Annotated in this window: 14 protein-coding genes; 4 read left to right on the top strand and 10 right to left on the bottom strand. The window is 66.3% G+C overall.

Annotated elements, in window-relative coordinates; all coding sequences use genetic code 11:
* Window positions 1–105 precede the first annotated feature (105 nt).
* Together AB0L63_RS16550 and AB0L63_RS16545 are read right to left on the bottom strand one after the other, a co-directional pair.
* Complete coding sequence (locus tag AB0L63_RS16550) at window positions 106–1,353, bottom strand: SPFH domain-containing protein (RefSeq protein WP_364500848.1); 1,248 nt, start codon at window positions 1,351–1,353, stop codon at window positions 106–108.
* Window positions 1,353–1,784, bottom strand: a complete 432-nt coding sequence (locus AB0L63_RS16545) for an NfeD family protein (protein ID WP_364500845.1) — start codon at window positions 1,782–1,784, stop codon at window positions 1,353–1,355. The genes AB0L63_RS16550 and AB0L63_RS16545 overlap by 1 nt, the downstream gene beginning before the upstream one ends.
* A gap of 302 nt (window positions 1,785–2,086) precedes the next feature.
* On the opposite strand from AB0L63_RS16545, the gene AB0L63_RS16540 reads away from it, so the two are divergent.
* The 4 genes from AB0L63_RS16540 to AB0L63_RS16525 all read left to right on the top strand — a co-directional run bounded on the left by AB0L63_RS16540 (window position 2,087) and on the right by AB0L63_RS16525 (window position 7,462).
* Complete coding sequence (locus AB0L63_RS16540) at window positions 2,087–2,914, top strand: DUF3097 domain-containing protein (RefSeq protein ID WP_364500842.1); 828 nt, start codon at window positions 2,087–2,089, stop codon at window positions 2,912–2,914.
* Between the two features lie 203 nt (window positions 2,915–3,117).
* On the top strand, window positions 3,118–3,936 hold the full coding sequence (locus tag AB0L63_RS16535) for a hypothetical protein (protein WP_364500839.1): 819 nt from the start codon (window positions 3,118–3,120) through the stop codon (window positions 3,934–3,936).
* Between the two features lie 102 nt (window positions 3,937–4,038).
* A complete protein-coding gene (locus tag AB0L63_RS16530) occupies window positions 4,039–4,809 on the top strand; it encodes a serine protease (RefSeq protein WP_364500837.1) in 771 nt (256 codons plus the stop codon).
* 193 nt (window positions 4,810–5,002) lie between these two features.
* A complete protein-coding gene (locus AB0L63_RS16525) occupies window positions 5,003–7,462 on the top strand; it encodes an FHA domain-containing protein (protein ID WP_364500834.1) in 2,460 nt (819 codons plus the stop codon).
* Window positions 7,463–7,484: 22 nt separating this feature from the next.
* Here the strand turns inward: AB0L63_RS16525 and AB0L63_RS16520 are convergent, their stop codons facing one another.
* The 8 genes from AB0L63_RS16520 to AB0L63_RS16485 all read right to left on the bottom strand — a co-directional run bounded on the left by AB0L63_RS16520 (window position 7,485) and on the right by AB0L63_RS16485 (window position 15,906).
* On the bottom strand, window positions 7,485–8,546 hold the full coding sequence (locus AB0L63_RS16520; RefSeq protein WP_364500832.1) for a ferrochelatase: 1,062 nt from the start codon (window positions 8,544–8,546) through the stop codon (window positions 7,485–7,487).
* 21 nt (window positions 8,547–8,567) lie between these two features.
* Window positions 8,568–9,404: an NADH-dependent enoyl-ACP reductase InhA gene (gene inhA, locus AB0L63_RS16515; protein WP_364500829.1), complete on the bottom strand. Its 837-nt coding sequence runs from the start codon at window positions 9,402–9,404 to the stop codon at window positions 8,568–8,570.
* A 74-nt stretch (window positions 9,405–9,478) separates the two neighbouring features.
* Entirely contained in the window at window positions 9,479–10,195 is a 717-nt protein-coding gene (fabG1, locus tag AB0L63_RS16510; RefSeq protein ID WP_364500826.1) for a 3-oxoacyl-ACP reductase FabG1, read from the bottom strand.
* 97 nt (window positions 10,196–10,292) lie between these two features.
* Window positions 10,293–11,297, bottom strand: coding sequence for a VWA domain-containing protein (locus tag AB0L63_RS16505; protein ID WP_364500823.1), 1,005 nt, complete (start codon window positions 11,295–11,297; stop codon window positions 10,293–10,295).
* A complete protein-coding gene (locus AB0L63_RS16500; RefSeq protein WP_364500820.1) occupies window positions 11,294–12,244 on the bottom strand; it encodes a DUF58 domain-containing protein in 951 nt (316 codons plus the stop codon). The genes AB0L63_RS16505 and AB0L63_RS16500 overlap by 4 nt, the downstream gene beginning before the upstream one ends.
* 53 nt (window positions 12,245–12,297) lie before the next feature.
* A complete protein-coding gene (locus AB0L63_RS16495; protein WP_364500817.1) occupies window positions 12,298–13,506 on the bottom strand; it encodes a MoxR family ATPase in 1,209 nt (402 codons plus the stop codon).
* 137 nt (window positions 13,507–13,643) lie between these two features.
* Window positions 13,644–15,062: an NlpC/P60 family protein gene (locus AB0L63_RS16490; RefSeq protein ID WP_364500814.1), complete on the bottom strand. Its 1,419-nt coding sequence runs from the start codon at window positions 15,060–15,062 to the stop codon at window positions 13,644–13,646.
* Window positions 15,063–15,327: 265 nt separating this feature from the next.
* On the bottom strand, window positions 15,328–15,906 hold the full coding sequence (locus AB0L63_RS16485; protein WP_364500812.1) for a DUF6676 family protein: 579 nt from the start codon (window positions 15,904–15,906) through the stop codon (window positions 15,328–15,330).
* Window positions 15,907–16,131 lie beyond the last annotated feature (225 nt).

Raw genomic sequence — 16,131 nt, 5'->3', positions numbered from 1 at the left:
CCATCGCACTCCAATTGGCAACGCTGACTATCGATCTCGCGCCCTAGCCATCAACAAGCACCCCGGGCCTCGACGAGATCCGGGGTGCCTGCCGTGTTTCCCCGACTACCGCGATGGCGGCTGCCAGGACTGTCCCTGGGGTCCGTTCGGTCGGTACGGCGGCTGCTGCGGTGGAAGCTGCTGCGGCGGGGTCTGCTGCGGTGCTGGCATGACCGGCTGGTGCGGGGAGGACGGGGTTCCGGTCACCGGAGCCGCCACGCCCTCCACCGATGCGCGGGCATCGGCCTCCGCGGCACGAACCGCCTGTTCGATGGCTGGATCGCGCGCCGTATCGAACCAGCCCGCGACATCGGAATCGTCCTCCGGCTTGCTCTCCACCTCGTCGACGGGGGTGGGCTCGTAGCGGAATACGCCGTCCTCGCCCTTGGTCGCGAAGTTCTGCGCGAAGCCCTCTAGCGCCTTGCCGAAATCGCTCGGCACCAGCCATACCTTGTTCGCATCACCGCGCGCGACCAGCGGCAGGGTCTGCATGTATTGGTAGGCAAGCAGTTCCGGCGTCGGCTTACCGGATTTGATTGCGGCGAAAACCTTTTCGATGGCCTTCGCCTGGCCCTGTGCCTGCAGATAGGCCGCGGCCCGTTCACCCTGGGCGCGCAGAATCCGGCTCTGCCGTTCACCTTCGGCCGCCAGGATCGAGGCCTGCTTGGCGCCCTCGGCGGAGAGGATCTGCGACTGCTTGGCGCCCTCGGCCGTCTTGATCTGCGATTCGCGGGTGCCCTCCGCGGTGAGGATCATGGCGCGCTTCTCGCGGTCGGCCTTCATCTGCTTCTCCATCGACTCCTGGATCGATGGCGGCGGATCGATGCTCTTGAGTTCGACCCGCGCGACGCGCAGTCCCCAGCGGCCGGTGGCCTCGTCGAGCACCCCGCGTAGCTGACCGTTGATCTGATCGCGGGAGGTCAGCGTCTGCTCCAGGGTCATGCCGCCGACCACATTGCGCAGCGTGGTCACGGTGAGCTGCTCGACGGCCGCGATGTAGTTGCTGATCTCGTATACCGCCGCCTGCGGGCTCGTCACCTGGAAGTACACGACGGTGTCGATGTGCAGGGTCAGATTATCCTCGGTGATCACCGGCTGCGGCGGGAAGGACACCACCCGCTCGCGCAGATCGACCTTCGCCCGGATCCGGTCGGCGAACGGCACCAGAAATGTCAGCTGACCGGACACTGTGCGCGAATATCGGCCTAGTCGCTCGATGACTGCCGCCTCTGCCTGCGGGACAAGGGCGATCGATTTGAAGACCACCACCACGACCAGCAGCACCAAGACGGCGGCAACGATCAGTACACCCATCAGGGCCCCTTCCAGACGACCGCGGTCGCGCCATCGATCTGCATGACGTACACCGTGGTTCCCTTCGGATATTCGACCGTTGTATCGAACGGCCGTGCGGTCCATTCCTCACCGCCGATTTTGACCAGGCCGCTGTGCTCGGCCACCGGTTCGAGCACCAGCGCCTGCTTACCCATCAGCGCGTCCACATTGGTCGGGATCGGCGGCGGAGTTCCGAAGCGCCGCCGCAGAACTGGGCGCACCCCGAGCAGCAGCACAAGTGCCAGCATCGCGAAAATCACCGCGTCGACGACCAGACCGGTACCCGCTACCGCGCCCACGCCCGCGGTGCCCAGCGCGGCGACGCCCAGCATGAGCAGTGTGAGGTCCCCGGTGAGCATCTCCGCCGCCGCGAGCAGCAAACCCGCGACGAGCCAAACGATTGCGGCCACATGCCCACTGTAGTTGTCCGTGGCACTTCTGTGGCGTGACAAACCCAAGATCAGCGGCCACAATGCGCACCGCGGCCTGGCCCCCTCGCCGACAACGCCGCAACCATCGCTCGATATGCGCAGATCCGGGCAGTTCGGGAGGGTGCTTCGGACGATCTGGTCACGATTTTCCGCCATCTCGCCGGCCGTCCCGCTCATCCTGCCGATGCCGAACCTGATCACGCCCGATTGCCGAGGGTCTGTGACCGGCACACCAACTCGGTTGCGCCGCAACCCGAAATGGCGGTGCTAGTTTCGGGCGGGTGAGCGGGCGTGACAGATATGGCAGCGATATCTTCTCCGGACATTCGCGGGCGAATAAGCGAACGGTGCCGACGGTGACGGCGGAACGCGACCTCGTCGTGGAGGATGCGGACAGCGGATTCTGCGGCGCCGTCGTCGGATTCGATCGCAGCTACGACGGCGAATTCGTCAAACTGGAGGACGCCCGCGGTGTGGTGCGGTTGTTCGCATTACGCGAGGCCGCGTTCCTCATCGACGGCCAGCCGGTGACGCTGGTTCGCCCCGCAGCCGTGGCACCCAAGAAGCAAACCCGGTCGGCGTCTGGCTCGACGCGCGTGGAGGGGCTGCGTGCGCAGGTCGCCAAAACCAGCCGGATCTGGGTGGAGGGTGTCCACGATGCCGCATTGGTGGAGCGGGTCTGGGGGCACGATCTGCGGGTCGAGGGTGTGGTGGTCGAGCATCTCGAGGGTCTGGACAATCTGGCCGAACGGCTGACCGCATTCGCACCCGGACCGGGGCGGCGGGTCGGCGTGCTGGTCGACCATCTGGTCACCGGTTCGAAGGAATCCCAGCTGACCACCGGCCTCGGTAAGTACGTGCTGGTCACCGGGCATCCCTATATCGATGTCTGGCAGGCCGTGCGCCCAGCGGCGGTCGGCATCGCGGCATGGCCGGAGGTGCCGCGCGGTGAAGACTGGAAGACCGGCATCTGCCGCCGCCTCGGCTGGGGCACCCCACAGGAGGGGTGGCGGCGGGTGTACAACGCCGTCGAATCCTTCCGCGATCTGGAATCCCCGCTGATCGGCGCGGTGGAGCGGCTCATCGACTTCGTCACCGAACCGGAGTGACCGGATCGATACCGGTCCAATCACTGAAATCCTGTCCCACTACGCGGAATTAGGCCCCGGTCGACGCAACTGCGCGGCGGCGGCGGCGGCCGGTCCGACATTCCAGCTACTCGCGGTACCGGCAGACCGATCGATGCGCGCAGCTCACCGGGGTATCCGGCATGGCTCCCCCGAGTCGCAACGCTCCTTTATGCTCGATAATTATGTGCTCTCCTAGTGCCACGCTGACGGTGTGGGCCGGCTCCTGGCTGGCCGGTCGCAGCGCGCCCGATGACATCCTGGAGGCGTTGTACGCCTGGGCGCCGCGGCACACGATCGCCGCGGGCGACCCGATCACCGGCGGTCGCGACGACCTGCCCTGGTCCTTGCGCGACAATCTGTCCGGCACCGGAGTCATGGCGCTGCTCAAGGTGATTCGCGGGGCGATGGCACAGCCCGGTGCGCAATTGCGTCTGGTGCTGCCGGTGCCCGGCGATGTGCGCGGTCTGCCGACCGGAACGGCCTTCGCCGCCGATGCCATCGAGGCGGGCGAGGGCATGCTGTTCGGCGCGCCCGGCGGCGACGGCACCGGTTTGATCCCGCAGTGGGCCGATGACGACACCCTGCAGTGGACGGTCTACAGCACACCGATCCCCGCCACGCCCGGACCGGATATGTCGCTCGGCGAGGCCGAGTACACCATGCGCGAGGCGGTGCGCGATGCCGCCGACGCCCTCATGCGCCTACACACCACCGCCGTCGGCACGGCCGCCGACGCCGACCCCCGCGAACTCATCGAGGCCGAACTCGCCGACTACTCCCGCCACGACTATCCGGACTCGATCCCGTTGCGCGCCAGGCGAATCCTCGACAGCGCCGACCACGTCGCCGCGATCCTCACTGTCGCCCAACGCGAACCGGCCTCCGCGCCCACCTCCGCCACCGCCATCGGCGCCCAGGAAGACCTGCTACGCCCACTCTGGGACGCGATCCGCGCGGCCCGGTTGGTGGCGGTGCACGCCGCGGCCCGGGGCAATTCGTAAAGCAGCGGCGGTCGACCGATGCAGCGGCAACGAAGGCGCGACAACATCGGCATCCTCTGGTCGAAGAGGCCAAGCGATCGCCGGAACCATCCGGGAGGCAGCATGTTACGCATACCTCGCATTGCCGCGGCTGTGACCACCGCACTCATCATCGGTCTCGGCGCGCCCGCCGTTCCCGCCACGGCGATCGTGGGCGGAAATACCACCGAGGCGAGCGCCCATCCGTGGCTCGCCGCCGTCGGCACCCCGTTGTACCTCCCCCGGCCCTCCGGACAGTTCTGCGGCGGTGTGCTCATCGCGCCCGATCGAGTTGTGACAGCGGCACACTGCGTCGAATTGGCCCGGCTGCTCCCGCAGGCGATCAGCGTCACCTTCGGCCGCACCGATCTGCGCTCGTATGATGGAGTTACCGTGGGGGTCAAGGAGATTCGCGTCCATCCGGACTTCAGGAAGACCGATTTCGACGGCGAGACCGTACACCACAATGATCTCGCGATCCTCGTCCTCGACAAACCGATGCCGGGGCCCTACCTGGAAGTTGCCCCGCCACAGCACGATCCGCGTGCATACGGCGACACCGGCACCATCGTCGGCTGGGGCGGCACCACCGAGGACGACACCTCCAATACGCTCCTGCGATCCGCCACGGTTCCGATCGTCCCCGACGCCATCTGCGCCGCCGCCTACGGCTCTGCCTTCGACCCCGCCGACATGCTCTGCGCCGGCTCCCCCGACGCCGACACCGCCGAATACGACAGCGGCGATCCACTCATCGCCGCGGGCCGCCTGATCGGCGTCACCTCTTGGGGCAAGGGCAGCGCCCGCCCAGGCTTCCCCGGCGTCTACGCCTACCTCACCAGCTCGAGCTTCTGACCGACGACACTACGACGGAGCCTGCCCGAACTGGTCCGATGGAACCGGACGGAGTTGCCGTCAACCTGAACCGCTGTATACGTCGTCGACGCGAACGCCAATCGGGTGCTTGTGCTTACGGGTTGCTGACGAGCGGAATTGCGAGGTGGTCGACCATTGCGGGGATACTGCGGACCAGTCGTATACTCGCCTCATGGCGGATGAACAGTCCTCCATGGGATTCCCCGAGGCACCGGTTCTCGTGGTGCAGACCAGGGAACGCGTCTATCGGCTACGCGCTGGAGCGGCGTATAACGTCGGTCGCGATCCGGCTTCCGACATTATTGTGACCGATCCGCGCGCATCTTCGTTGCACGCCGTTCTGGAGCGGGGTGCGGATGGTTGGGAAATCGAGGACGCGGGCAGCCTCAACGGCACCTTTTTCGACGGCCATCGCGTCGAGCGGATGGTGATCGACCATAACGAGACATTCCAGCTCGGTCACGCCGTGGACGGCGAGCAGCTGGCCTGTTTCCTGGAGGGGCAAGCAGGACGACCCGACCACGAGTCCGATGGCGACGTTGGGGAAGACACGATGGTCGTCCCCAATCCCGGTTACAACCTCGAGGATGAAGTAACGGTCACGAAGTTCAACGCTGGCCGGCCCCGGCGAGTTTCGCGATCGTCACCCTTGGCGGTACCCAGCGAGGTCGTCCGGATCACATCGCCCACGCTCCGAATCGGACGCGCGGCCGACAACGACGTTGTCGCGCATGACCTCATGCTCTCCCGCCATCACGCCGAGCTGCGCACGATCGGCGACGGCAAGTACCAGATCGTCGACCTCGACAGTCACAACGGCACCTACGTCAACGGCCACCGGATCGACGCGGCGGACCTCTCCGAATCCGATTTGATCGGCATGGGCCACACCACGTTCCGGCTGGTAGGCGACGAGTTGCGCGAGTTCGTCGACACCGGTGACGTATCGGTGTCGGTGCAGAGTCTCACCGTGCGAACCCCCGATGGCAAGGTGCTCCTCGACGGGGTCGGCTTCCCCATCCCGCAGCGTTCGCTCGTCGGGGTCATCGGGCCGAGCGGAGCCGGCAAGTCGACGTTGCTCGGCGCGATCACCGGGTTACGGCCCGCGACGGAGGGGACCGTCCGCTACGACGGACGCGACCTGTACACCGATTACGACGAGCTCCGGCACCGTATCGGGCTGGTTCCGCAGGAGGACATCCTGCACAACCAGCTGCCGACGCGGCGCGCGCTGCTCTACGCGGCCGAACTGCGGTTCCCCGGTGATACCCGCAGCGAGGAGCGCGAGGAGCGGGTCGACGAGGTCCTCAACGAGCTAGGTTTGGCGCGGCACGCCGATACCCGCATAGATAGGCTCTCGGGCGGGCAGCGCAAACGGGTCAGCGTCGCACTGGAGCTACTGACCAAACCGTCCCTGTTGTTCCTCGACGAACCGACCTCAGGTCTCGACCCGGGCCTGGACAAGACGGTCATGGAAATGCTGTCCGAGCTGGCGCACGACGGGCGGACCGTCATCGTCGTCACGCACAGCGTGGCGAATCTCGATTCCTGCGATCGCCTGCTGGTCTTGGTGCCCGGCGGTCGGCTGGCCTATTACGGGCCGCCCGCGGAGGGTCTGCAGCAGTTCGCACAGCGCAACTGGGCCGAGGTGTTCCAGGCATTCGACCGCGAGGAAGACCGCAACTGGGCCGGTGAGTTCCGAACTTCGCCGCGCTTCGAGAACTACGTGGCGGTCGGGCTGACCGACGACGTCGGCCCAGCGCAAGTTCATACACCTGCGCCACCGCCCGCGCCGCAGTCCAAGCTCAGCCAGCTCAGCACACTGTGTCGGCGATATCTGGCGGTGATCGCCTCGGACCGCAGCTATTTGGCGCTTCTCGGCGTGATGCCCCTGCTGCTCGGTGGCTTGATCGCCGCGGTGCCGTCGGGCGCGGGATTCGCCGGGGCGCCGGGATCCAACACCGATGCCCCGACCAAGCTCATGATTTTGGCATTCGGTGCGTGCTTCGTCGGCACCGGCAACTCGATTCGCGAGATCGTCAAGGAGCAGACGATCTACCGCAGAGAACGCGCGGCAGGCCTGTCGACAGGGGTCTACCTGATGTCGAAAATGCTGGTCCTCGGCGTGATCACCGCCCTGCAGGCGGCGGTGTTGGTCCTGATCGGCACCATCGGTGTGGATATGCCGCCCAAGGGGCTTTTCACATCGGTCGAGCTGGAGTTGATCCTGGCGATGGCGCTGCTCGGCATCACATCGCTGGCATTGGGCCTGCTGGTGTCGGTGTCGGTGAGCACCTCGGAGAAGACACTGCCGCTGCTGATCGTGCTCTCGATGGCACAACTGGTGCTCACCGGCGGGCTGGTGCGGCTCCCCGGCACATTCGGCCTGGAGCAACTGGCCTACTTATCGCCGTCCCGTTGGGGGTTCGGCGCGGGAGCCGCCACCATCGACCTCGACACCCTCACACCGCACTCGGGCGCCGCCGACCCGCTGTGGAAACACACCATCGGCACTTGGCTGCTCGACATGGGAGTCGTCGCCGGGCTGGGGGCCGTCTTCCTCGCGCTGGCCTGGTATCGCCTACATCAACTGCGTCCACGGCGCACCGGTGCCCGCCGCGAGCGGATTTGACGGTGGACGTCCACCTCGAAAGCTAGGTTGCCGCCGCCGGCCGTCGCGGCGGAGTGCAGCAGTCGATTGCGCAGCGGGCACCGTTTACGGTGCAGCCGTAGCCCGGAATATCGCCGAGTCGGCGTGGCAATCTACCGGTCAGGTGCTCGTTGATCAGTTCGACGACCAACTCGGCGAAACGGGGATCGGTGCCAGGGGTGGCGGCCCTGGCGAACGCCATGCCCAGTTCCTCGGCCTTCTCCCTGGCTTCGTTGTCCAGATCCCAGATGACCTCGAGGTGATCGGATACGAACCCGACCGGGCAGACCACGACCGCATCCACACCCTTGCCGGACAGATCCTCGAGATGATCGACGATATCCGGATCGAGCCACGGGATCTGCGGTGGCCCGGAACGGGACTGCCACACCAGGTCATAGTCGGCGAATCCCGTTGCGGCGGCACATAATCGGGCGGCCTCGGCGACCTGGCGACTGTACAGACGGCCACCATCGGCAGGCGGCCCCGCGGAAATATCGGCCGATACCGGGATCGAGTGGGCGGTGAACACCAGTCGAGCGCCCACTCGGCGCTCGGTGGGAAGGGAACCGACCGCAGCCCGAATCGCCGCCGCGAATGCCTCGATCAACAGCGGGTGGTCGAAGTACTGCCGCAACTTCACCAGTTCCGGCGCATCCGGCCCGAACGCCGCACGCGCCCTGCTGATGTCCTCGTCGTACTGGAGGCACCCGGAGTATCCGCTCCACGCCGAGGTCGGGAACACCAGTGCCGACCGCACGCCGTCAGCCGCCATCCGCGCGACGGTGTCCTCGACCATCGGATTCCAGTTGCGGTTGCCGAAGTAGACCGGTAATTCGATGCCGGCACCGGCCAATTCACGCTCGACCGCGGCGATAATGTCGCGATTGAGCGCATTGATCGGTGAGACACCGCCGAAGTGCAGATAATGCTGTGCGACCTCATCGAGACGTGCGCGCGGCACCCCTCGTCCCCGAGTGACGTTCTCCAGGAACGGCATAACGTCCTCGGGCCGCTCGGGACCGCCGAACGACAGCAGCAGTAGGGCGTCGGCGGCCCGAACCACGGTGTCTCCCTTCGGATTACGTCAGTTGATCGACATATTCTCCGGGAACCAGGTGTTGTGGCTGGCTCCGCCGTCGACGTAGATGATCGAACCGGTGGTGGCGGGCAGCCAGTCCGAGAGCAGCGTGACGATCGACTTCGCCACCACGGTCGGATCGTCGACATCCCAGCCGATCGGCGACGCGCCGTCCCAGTAGGTGTTGAGCTGGTTCAACTTGGCGGCATCGTCGGTCGCGGTGCCCGCGATGGCCTTGGCGGCGAGGGTCTTGATCGGTCCGGCGGCGATCAGATTGGAGCGAATCCGCTTGGCGGTGCCCACCTCTCGCGCCACATACCGATTCACCGACTCCAGCGCGGCCTTGGCCACACCCATCCAGTTGTAGAACGGCATCGCGGTGCGCGGATCGAAGTCCATGCCGACGAGCGAACCGCCCTCGTTCATCACCGGAAGTACGGCGCGGGCCAGCGACGCGTAGCTCCAGGCCGAGATCTCGAAGGCCTTGGCCGCGTCCGGACCGGGACCGTCCAGGAATGGCCGCGCCTCCGGGCCCATCAGCGTGCGCGGCGCGAAGGCGATCGAGTGCAGTACGCCGTCGAGGCCGTTCGGCGCCAGTTCACGGAGCTTATCGGCCAGTGCCGCCAGATCCTCTTCATTGGTGACATCGAGCGGGATCGCCGGGGCGACCTCTTGCGGCAGTCGCTTGGCGATCCGATCGATCAACCGCAGCCGCTCCGGAATGCCGGTGATGATCACCTTCGCGCCCTGCTCCTGCGCGACCGCGGCCGCGTGGAACGCGATCGACGAATCGGTGATGATGCCGGTGATCAGGATGGTCTTGCCTTCGAGCAATCCGCCCATGGGTTTTCGGTTCTCCTCAGTCGAAGTTCGTGGGGTTGCGCAACCGCCGAGGCGGCGCGGCGTTGTCGGTTGGCTCAGTGCCCCATGCCCATGCCGCCGTCGACCGGAATTACCGCGCCGGACACATAGCGCGAATCCTCGGAAGCGAGGAAGCTGACCACAGCCGCGACATCCTCGGGCTGGCCGAGACGCTGCAGCGGAATGAACTTCTTCGCCATGTCACGCAGATCGTCGGGCAGCTCGGCGGTCATATCGGTTTCGATGAAGCCGGGCGCGACGACATTGGCGGTGATCGAACGCGAGCCGAGTTCACGGGTGACCGAGCGGGCCAAACCGATGACACCGGCCTTGGACGCCGCATAGTTGATCTGTCCGGCTTGACCGGCGAGGCCGACCACAGAGCCGAGGAAGATCATCCGCCCCCAGCGCGCCCGCAGCATGGCACGATTCGCGCGCTTGGCGCACCGGAACGCGCCGGTCAGGTTCGCATCGATGACCTTAGTGAACTGCTCCTCGGTCATCCGCATCAGCAGGGTGTCGTCGGTGATGCCCGCATTGGCGACCAACACCTCGACCGGCCCCTGGTGCTGCTCCACCTCGGTGAAGGCGGCATCGACCGAATCACTGTCCGTCACATCGCATTTCACACCGAACAGACCGTCCGGAGCCCCCGACCCACGATGTGTGACGGCCACCTTGTGCCCGTCGGCGAGCAGTCGCTGCGCGACCGCCAGTCCGATACCGCGGTTGCCTCCGGTCACCAGGACCGACCGGGATGTGATGTTCGACATGAGAACCAACCTATCTGTTCGGGTTCGCGCGCCACGCCCAGGCCACACATAGTGCTCTATGCAGAACCGGGCGCGTCGCGACGGTGGGCATTGACGACTACGGCAGGCGTTGACGATAGAGCAAGCCGGTCACTACACCGGCTGCGATAACGAGCATGCCGAGCAAAAGCCATGGTCTGCTGGCATCGCCCCTGGTCATCTCATAGCCGATCTGTTCTTCGAGCGTGTCGTAGACGGTGGTCAGCTCGGTCAGGCTCGAGGCGGTGTAGAAATCGCCGCCGGAAAGTTCGGCGATCTCGCGCAGCGCATCGTCGTCGACAGGCACCTTGACGCGCTGAGTGCCCTTACCGTCCGGGTCCGGAATCTCCACCGAGCCCCACGAGGTGCCGAACGAAATCGTCGACACCGGAACACCTTTGTTCTTCGCCAAGCGGGCAGCGGTGAAACCGTGCCGTGGATTGTCGGCATCTCTGTCGTCGGGCACCGTCTGCTTACCGTCGGACATCAGCACGATACGCGCGGGCGGTGGCGTTTCCGCACCGCCCAACACCGTGGCGATGGTGTCGATCGACTGCAGCGCGGTGAGGATGCCTTCACCGGTGGCCGTGCGCTCGGCGAGTTTGATATTGTCGATGGCCGCCTTGACGGCCTCGCGGTTCGTCGTCGGCGGCACCATCACCGAGGCGGTGCCCGCGAAGGTGACGAAGCCGAGATTGATGCCTGGCGGCAGCCCGTCGACGAATTCCTTACCGGCCTTCTGCGCCACCTTCAGTCGCGAGGGCGGCACATCGGTCGCCTCCATGGACAGCGAAACGTCCATCACCAGAACGACTGTCGCGCGATTGCGGGGCACCTTCTTGACCGCCGTCGGCCCCGCGGCCGCGATGGTGAGGAACACCAGACCGACCAGCAGCAGCGCGATCGGCACATGGCGCATCGGACTCGGCCGCGCCGGGGCGACCTTCTCCAGCAGCTCCATATTGGTGAACTGCAGCATGTGCCGGTGGCGGCTGCGCTGAACGAGGATGTAGCCCAAGGCGATCAGTACGACCACGGCGAGGAAACCGAGCCAGACCAGCGCGGTGAAATGCGAAATACTCACTGGCGCGGCGCCCGTCCGCTCGGGGCGCCGAATGCGTGGCGCCGGGTGGACACGAACCGGACCACATCGGAGATCCAGTCCCGATCGGTCTGCAGGGTGAGCACCGGGGCGCCGCAACTGCGCAGGGCCTGTTCGACTTGAACGCGATGACGCTCGGCGGCGGCCGCGAAATCGGCGCGCAGCGCAGGCGTCACGCTGAACTCGCGGGTGCGCCCGGTCTCGGGATCGTGCAGCACCACGTCCCCCACATCGGGCAACGACAGATCGCGGGGATCGAGCACCTCAACCGCGAGCAGATCGTGGCGCGCGGAGATGGCGCGTAGCGAACGCTGCCAGTTGATTTCACCCAGGAAGTCGCTGATGACCACCGCGAGTCCGCGTTTGCGCTGTGGGCGGCGCAGCGATTCGATCGCCTCGCGCAGATCACCGCGCACGCCGTCGCGGGCGTGCGGCGTCGTCGCGATCTCGCGCAGCATCGACTGCGCGTGCACCCGACCACTGCGCGCGGGAATGCGGGTCAACTGTTCTCCGGTCGCAACGACCGCGCCGATCCGATTGCCACCGCCGCTGGTGAGATGGGTAATCGCCGCGGCGGCCGCGACCGCCAGATCGCGCTTCTCGCACAGCGCGGTGCCGAAGTCGAGGCTGGCCGACAGATCGACCACCATCCAGGTCTCGAGTTCCCGGTCCGCAATCATCTGCCGCACATGCGGATGGGTGGTGCGGGCGGTGACCGACCAATCCATCTGCCGCACATCGTCGCCCGGCTGATAGGTCCTGGCCTCGCCAGGCTCCGAGCCGGGGCCCGGAATCAAGCCGAGGTGATCGCCGTGAAGTACACCGTCGAGCCGACGACGGACGGTCAGTTCCAACGTTTTGAGCGCCGCCGTCAACTTCGGGTCGGACAGTTCGCCCGATCGGAAAGACGGTGGTGCATGTGAGGACATCGGCACTGGTGGAACCCCGTCTTGTGGCAAATCAGGCGCAGCCGATGCCGAGATCACTTCGGCTGGTTGTTGCCGGCGGCCGGAGACATCTGCGCGACCGACGGCTGCGGCACCGCGTCCTGGCGTGCCGGCGGCTGCGGGATCGGGGCCTGCGCGCCGTGCGGACCCATGGCGGGCGGGGCGGCCGGAGCCGGGGCAGCAGCCATCCCGGGGGCGACCGCCTGCGGCCCGACCTGCGGCAGGCCCACCGTCTGCAGCACGCGCTTGATCACATCGTCGGGGCTGATCTCATCGGCTAGCGCGTCGTAGGACAGCACCAGCCGGTGACGCAGCACATCCGGAATCACCTCGACGACATCCTGCGGCACCACATAGTCGCGGCCACGGATCAGCGCGACGGCGCGGGCCGCGGCGATGATGCCGAGGCTGGCGCGCGGCGAGGCGCCGTAGGCGATCCAGCTCGCCACATCCTGCATGCCGAAATCGCCGGGCTTGCGGGTCGCCGCGATCACCCGAACCACGTAGTCGACCAGCGCATGGTGCACGAACGTATTCGCGGCCACCTGCTGTAGGCGGATCAGCTCGGACGGCTCGAGGATCGGCTTAGCTCCCGGCGGGGTGACACCCATCCGGTAGATGATCTCGCGCTCTTCCTCCACCGACGGGTAGTCGACGACCACTTTGAACAGGAAGCGGTCGCGCTGCGCCTCGGGCAGCGGGTACACGCCCTCGCTCTCGATCGGGTTCTGGGTCGCCATAACCAGGAACGGATCGGGCATCGGGTAGGTCTTGCCGCCGATCGATACATGCCGCTCGGCCATCACCTCGAGCAGTGCGGACTGCACCTTGGCCGGCGCGCGGTTGATCTCGTCGGCGAGGACGAAGTTCGCCACGACCGGGCCGAGTTCGGTATCGAATTCCTCGCGGCCCTGGCGATAGATGCGGGTACCGATCAGGTCGGTGGGCACCAGGTCAGGGGTGAACTGGATGCGGGCGAACGAACCACCGACAACCTTCGCGAAGGTCTCCACCGCAAGGGTTTTGGCGATACCCGGCACCCCCTCGAGCAGAACGTGGCCGCGTGCCAGCACCCCCACGAGCAGCCGTTCGACCAGCCGATCCTGACCGACGATAACGCGCTTGACCTCGTATATCGCCTTCTCCAGGGTCTGGACGTCACGCTCCAGGGTGCTGGGTGCGGGAGCAGTGGCCGATTTAGCCAAATTTGCCCCGCTCACACCGTCCGTCGAAGTCACCAACATCCCCGCTTTCGCTTTGGTCCTGTGCGTGCTGCCACAACTATTCCAGGTAATGGCCGCATATGCCGCAACCGGACCCGAGATCACGGCAAATCAGCAGGTGCGCGGTCGGCTTCGCGGCGTGCGGCCCAGCCTAGGGGCTACGAGACGATCCGCACCGCGTACGGCATGATGCCGCCCTCGCGCACCGGCGCCACCCGTACCACCTCGCCGGACTGCGGCGCCTCCACCATCTTCCCGTTTCCGAGGTAGAGCGCAACATGTTCGCTGCCGTTCGGCCCCCAGAACAGCATGTCGCCGCGGCTGCGCGCAGCCACGGGCACCCTGGTGCCCGCGTTGTACTGATAGCCGCTGTAGTGCGGCAATGAGACGCCGACACCAGCGAAGGCGTAGATCATCAGACCCGAGCAGTCGAAACCGACCTTGTGGTAATCGCCGAAGCTGTCGGCAACACCGCCGTCGCGGATGCCGAGGGTCGGCCCGTCCTCGTCGCCACCGCCCCAGGCATAGTTGACACCCAGCTGCGACATGGCCCGATCGACCACGGTTTCGATCGCCTCGGCACCGCCGATGGACGGCCTGGTGACGCGCGGCTTGGTCTGGCGCGGCGGCGGCGAATCCTGCATCTGGATATGCGGTCGTCTACCCTCGCCCGCTTGCGCCGCGCGGTCCTTGGCGGCCTGGTCCTGGGCCGCGCGCGCGGCGGCGGCCGCAGCCGCGGCGCGGATGGCTGCCTCCTCGGCCTTGCGCTGTTCGTCCCAGGCCAGATAGGCCTCGCGCTGTCCTTGCAGCCCGGCCACATTCGCGCGGGCCTGATCGAGGCGGCCCTGCGCCGCCGCGCGCTCGCGTAGTAGGCCCTCCCGCTGCGCCGCCTGTTGATCCTGTTCGGCCTTCACCGCGGCGACGGCGTTCTCGGCATCGGCCTTCTTCTGTTCGGCCACGGCAGCGGCCGCGTCCGCGGCCGACTTCGCTTGGCGCGCACTGGCATTGTCATTGCCCTGCGCGATCTGCGCGCGGCGCAGCGAGTCGAGCACCGACTGCTGATTCTTCGATACCAGCGTGAATACCTGGGCGCGGTTCAGGGCGACATCCGGGGTGGCCGAGGACAGATAGGTCACCATCGAGGTCGCTGCGGGCCGGGTGTAGGCCTGCACCGTGAACTGATCGAAGTTGCGCCTGGCCTGTTCGACCCGGGTTCCGGCCTCGCTCAGTTCGCGCTGGGTCTGCACCACCACCGCCGTGGCCGCGTCGGCGGCGGCGCGCGCGTCCTGTAGATCGACGAGGGCCTTATTGACCTCTTCACGCTTGTGCGCGACGGCGGCGTCGAGCTCCTGCAGCTTCTGATCCGTCGCCGCGACCTGGTTGATCAGCGCGCCGACCTCGCTCACTCGTGCGTCGACTTGCGCTCCGGCACCGGCGATCTGGTCATCGCTCGGGTTGGGCGGGGCAGGCGGCACCGCGGCGACCGGTCCGGCCGTGACGAGCACAGCGGCAGTGATGAGCAACCCCAGAGCGACCCACAGTGGACGCCGATTGCCGGCAACGCCGTTGTTGCGCATCGCACCTCCCAAAGGACCCGAACAGGCTTAACCTCACGAGCCCCCTGCGAACCATCCCACTCAGTGGTTGACAGATAGCTCTCTGATCACTCTTTCCCCATCCGTCATCATTCGAACCGTACGACACATCTTTCACCAAAGAAACTATGGCAACAGAACTACAGCAGCGTAATTTCCCCGCAGCCCGGAGATAACCGGATGTGCGCGGGGATTCGGTCGAGAAAAACAAACCGACCGTCAGGAAAAGTAACTGAGTGGATACTCGCTACGAGGCGAGATCCTGGTTATTGTCACGACCCGAAACCCCCACCGGCACAGCTGCCCGCTCGGCAGGACGGCGCGACTTCACCCAGTAGAGACCGCCGACCACCACCGCGGTGCCGACAATCAGCACACTGGTGATCGCGGTCCAGGAGACCTTCTCCGGCCGCTCGAGCCGATCGACGAAAATCTGCGCCGCCTGTGCTGAATGACCCTGCATACTCTTGGACGCGTCCTCGGCCCACTCCAGCTTCACCCGGCTGATCGAATCGCTGTAAGTACCGACCCAGTCGTCGCTGAGCACCACCACGGTTCCGTGCTCGGCCTTGCCGACCTCGGTGGCCAGGTCACGTAGATTGGAATCGTGGCCTGGATTACCGGGAATCACCACGATGCTGAGTTCGATGCCGTGGGCTCGGGCATCGGCGACGACCGCCTCGAGTGCGTCCTGATCCTTACCCTTCGGCGTGGCCACATGGTTGTCGGCCACATCCTCCTTGATCTGGGTCAACGCCTTGTCGTCGATACCAGGGGGGAGTTCGGCGCGCATGGGCGTGAACACCGAGGTGTGCGAGACGGTCATCTTCCATCCGGTCTGTCGAGCCGCATCGGTACGCGAGGCGACGGGCATCCAACACTGCGGGGGGAACCGATGCAAGCCCACCGATCACCCCGAACAACTCGAAAGCACAGTACGCGACGGGGTGTCGGAGCACATTCAGGCGGCGCGTCCAACGGAACCCGCGCGTTTCACAGGACAAGCGTACTGTTAGGCTCGAAGGCGCGAGGAGCCAGTAAGTTCCAGTGC

The sequence above is a fragment of the Nocardia sp. NPDC051990 genome (assembly GCF_040680755.1).
Classification (GTDB): domain Bacteria; phylum Actinomycetota; class Actinomycetes; order Mycobacteriales; family Mycobacteriaceae; genus Nocardia.
Note: the sequence above shows the minus strand (reverse complement) of the source record. Positions and strands in the feature narration are given on the sequence as shown.

Bases quoted from the DNA above. Each gene is read 5' to 3' on its own strand.
- AB0L63_RS16490 (WP_364500814.1), bottom strand. From the start codon at position 15,062: ATGCGCAACAACGGCGTTGCCGGCAATCGGCGTCCACTGTGGGTCGCT.
- AB0L63_RS16495 (WP_364500817.1), bottom strand. From the start codon at position 13,506: ATGTTGGTGACTTCGACGGACGGTGTGAGCGGGGCAAATTTGGCTAAA.
- AB0L63_RS16485 (WP_364500812.1), bottom strand. From the start codon at position 15,906: ATGACCGTCTCGCACACCTCGGTGTTCACGCCCATGCGCGCCGAACTC.
- AB0L63_RS16550 (WP_364500848.1), bottom strand. From the start codon at position 1,353: ATGGGTGTACTGATCGTTGCCGCCGTCTTGGTGCTGCTGGTCGTGGTG.
- AB0L63_RS16530 (WP_364500837.1), top strand. From the start codon at position 4,039: ATGTTACGCATACCTCGCATTGCCGCGGCTGTGACCACCGCACTCATC.
- inhA (WP_364500829.1), bottom strand. From the start codon at position 9,404: ATGGGCGGATTGCTCGAAGGCAAGACCATCCTGATCACCGGCATCATC.
- AB0L63_RS16500 (WP_364500820.1), bottom strand. From the start codon at position 12,244: ATGTCCTCACATGCACCACCGTCTTTCCGATCGGGCGAACTGTCCGAC.
- AB0L63_RS16525 (WP_364500834.1), top strand. From the start codon at position 5,003: ATGGCGGATGAACAGTCCTCCATGGGATTCCCCGAGGCACCGGTTCTC.
- fabG1 (WP_364500826.1), bottom strand. From the start codon at position 10,195: ATGTCGAACATCACATCCCGGTCGGTCCTGGTGACCGGAGGCAACCGC.
- AB0L63_RS16535 (WP_364500839.1), top strand. From the start codon at position 3,118: ATGTGCTCTCCTAGTGCCACGCTGACGGTGTGGGCCGGCTCCTGGCTG.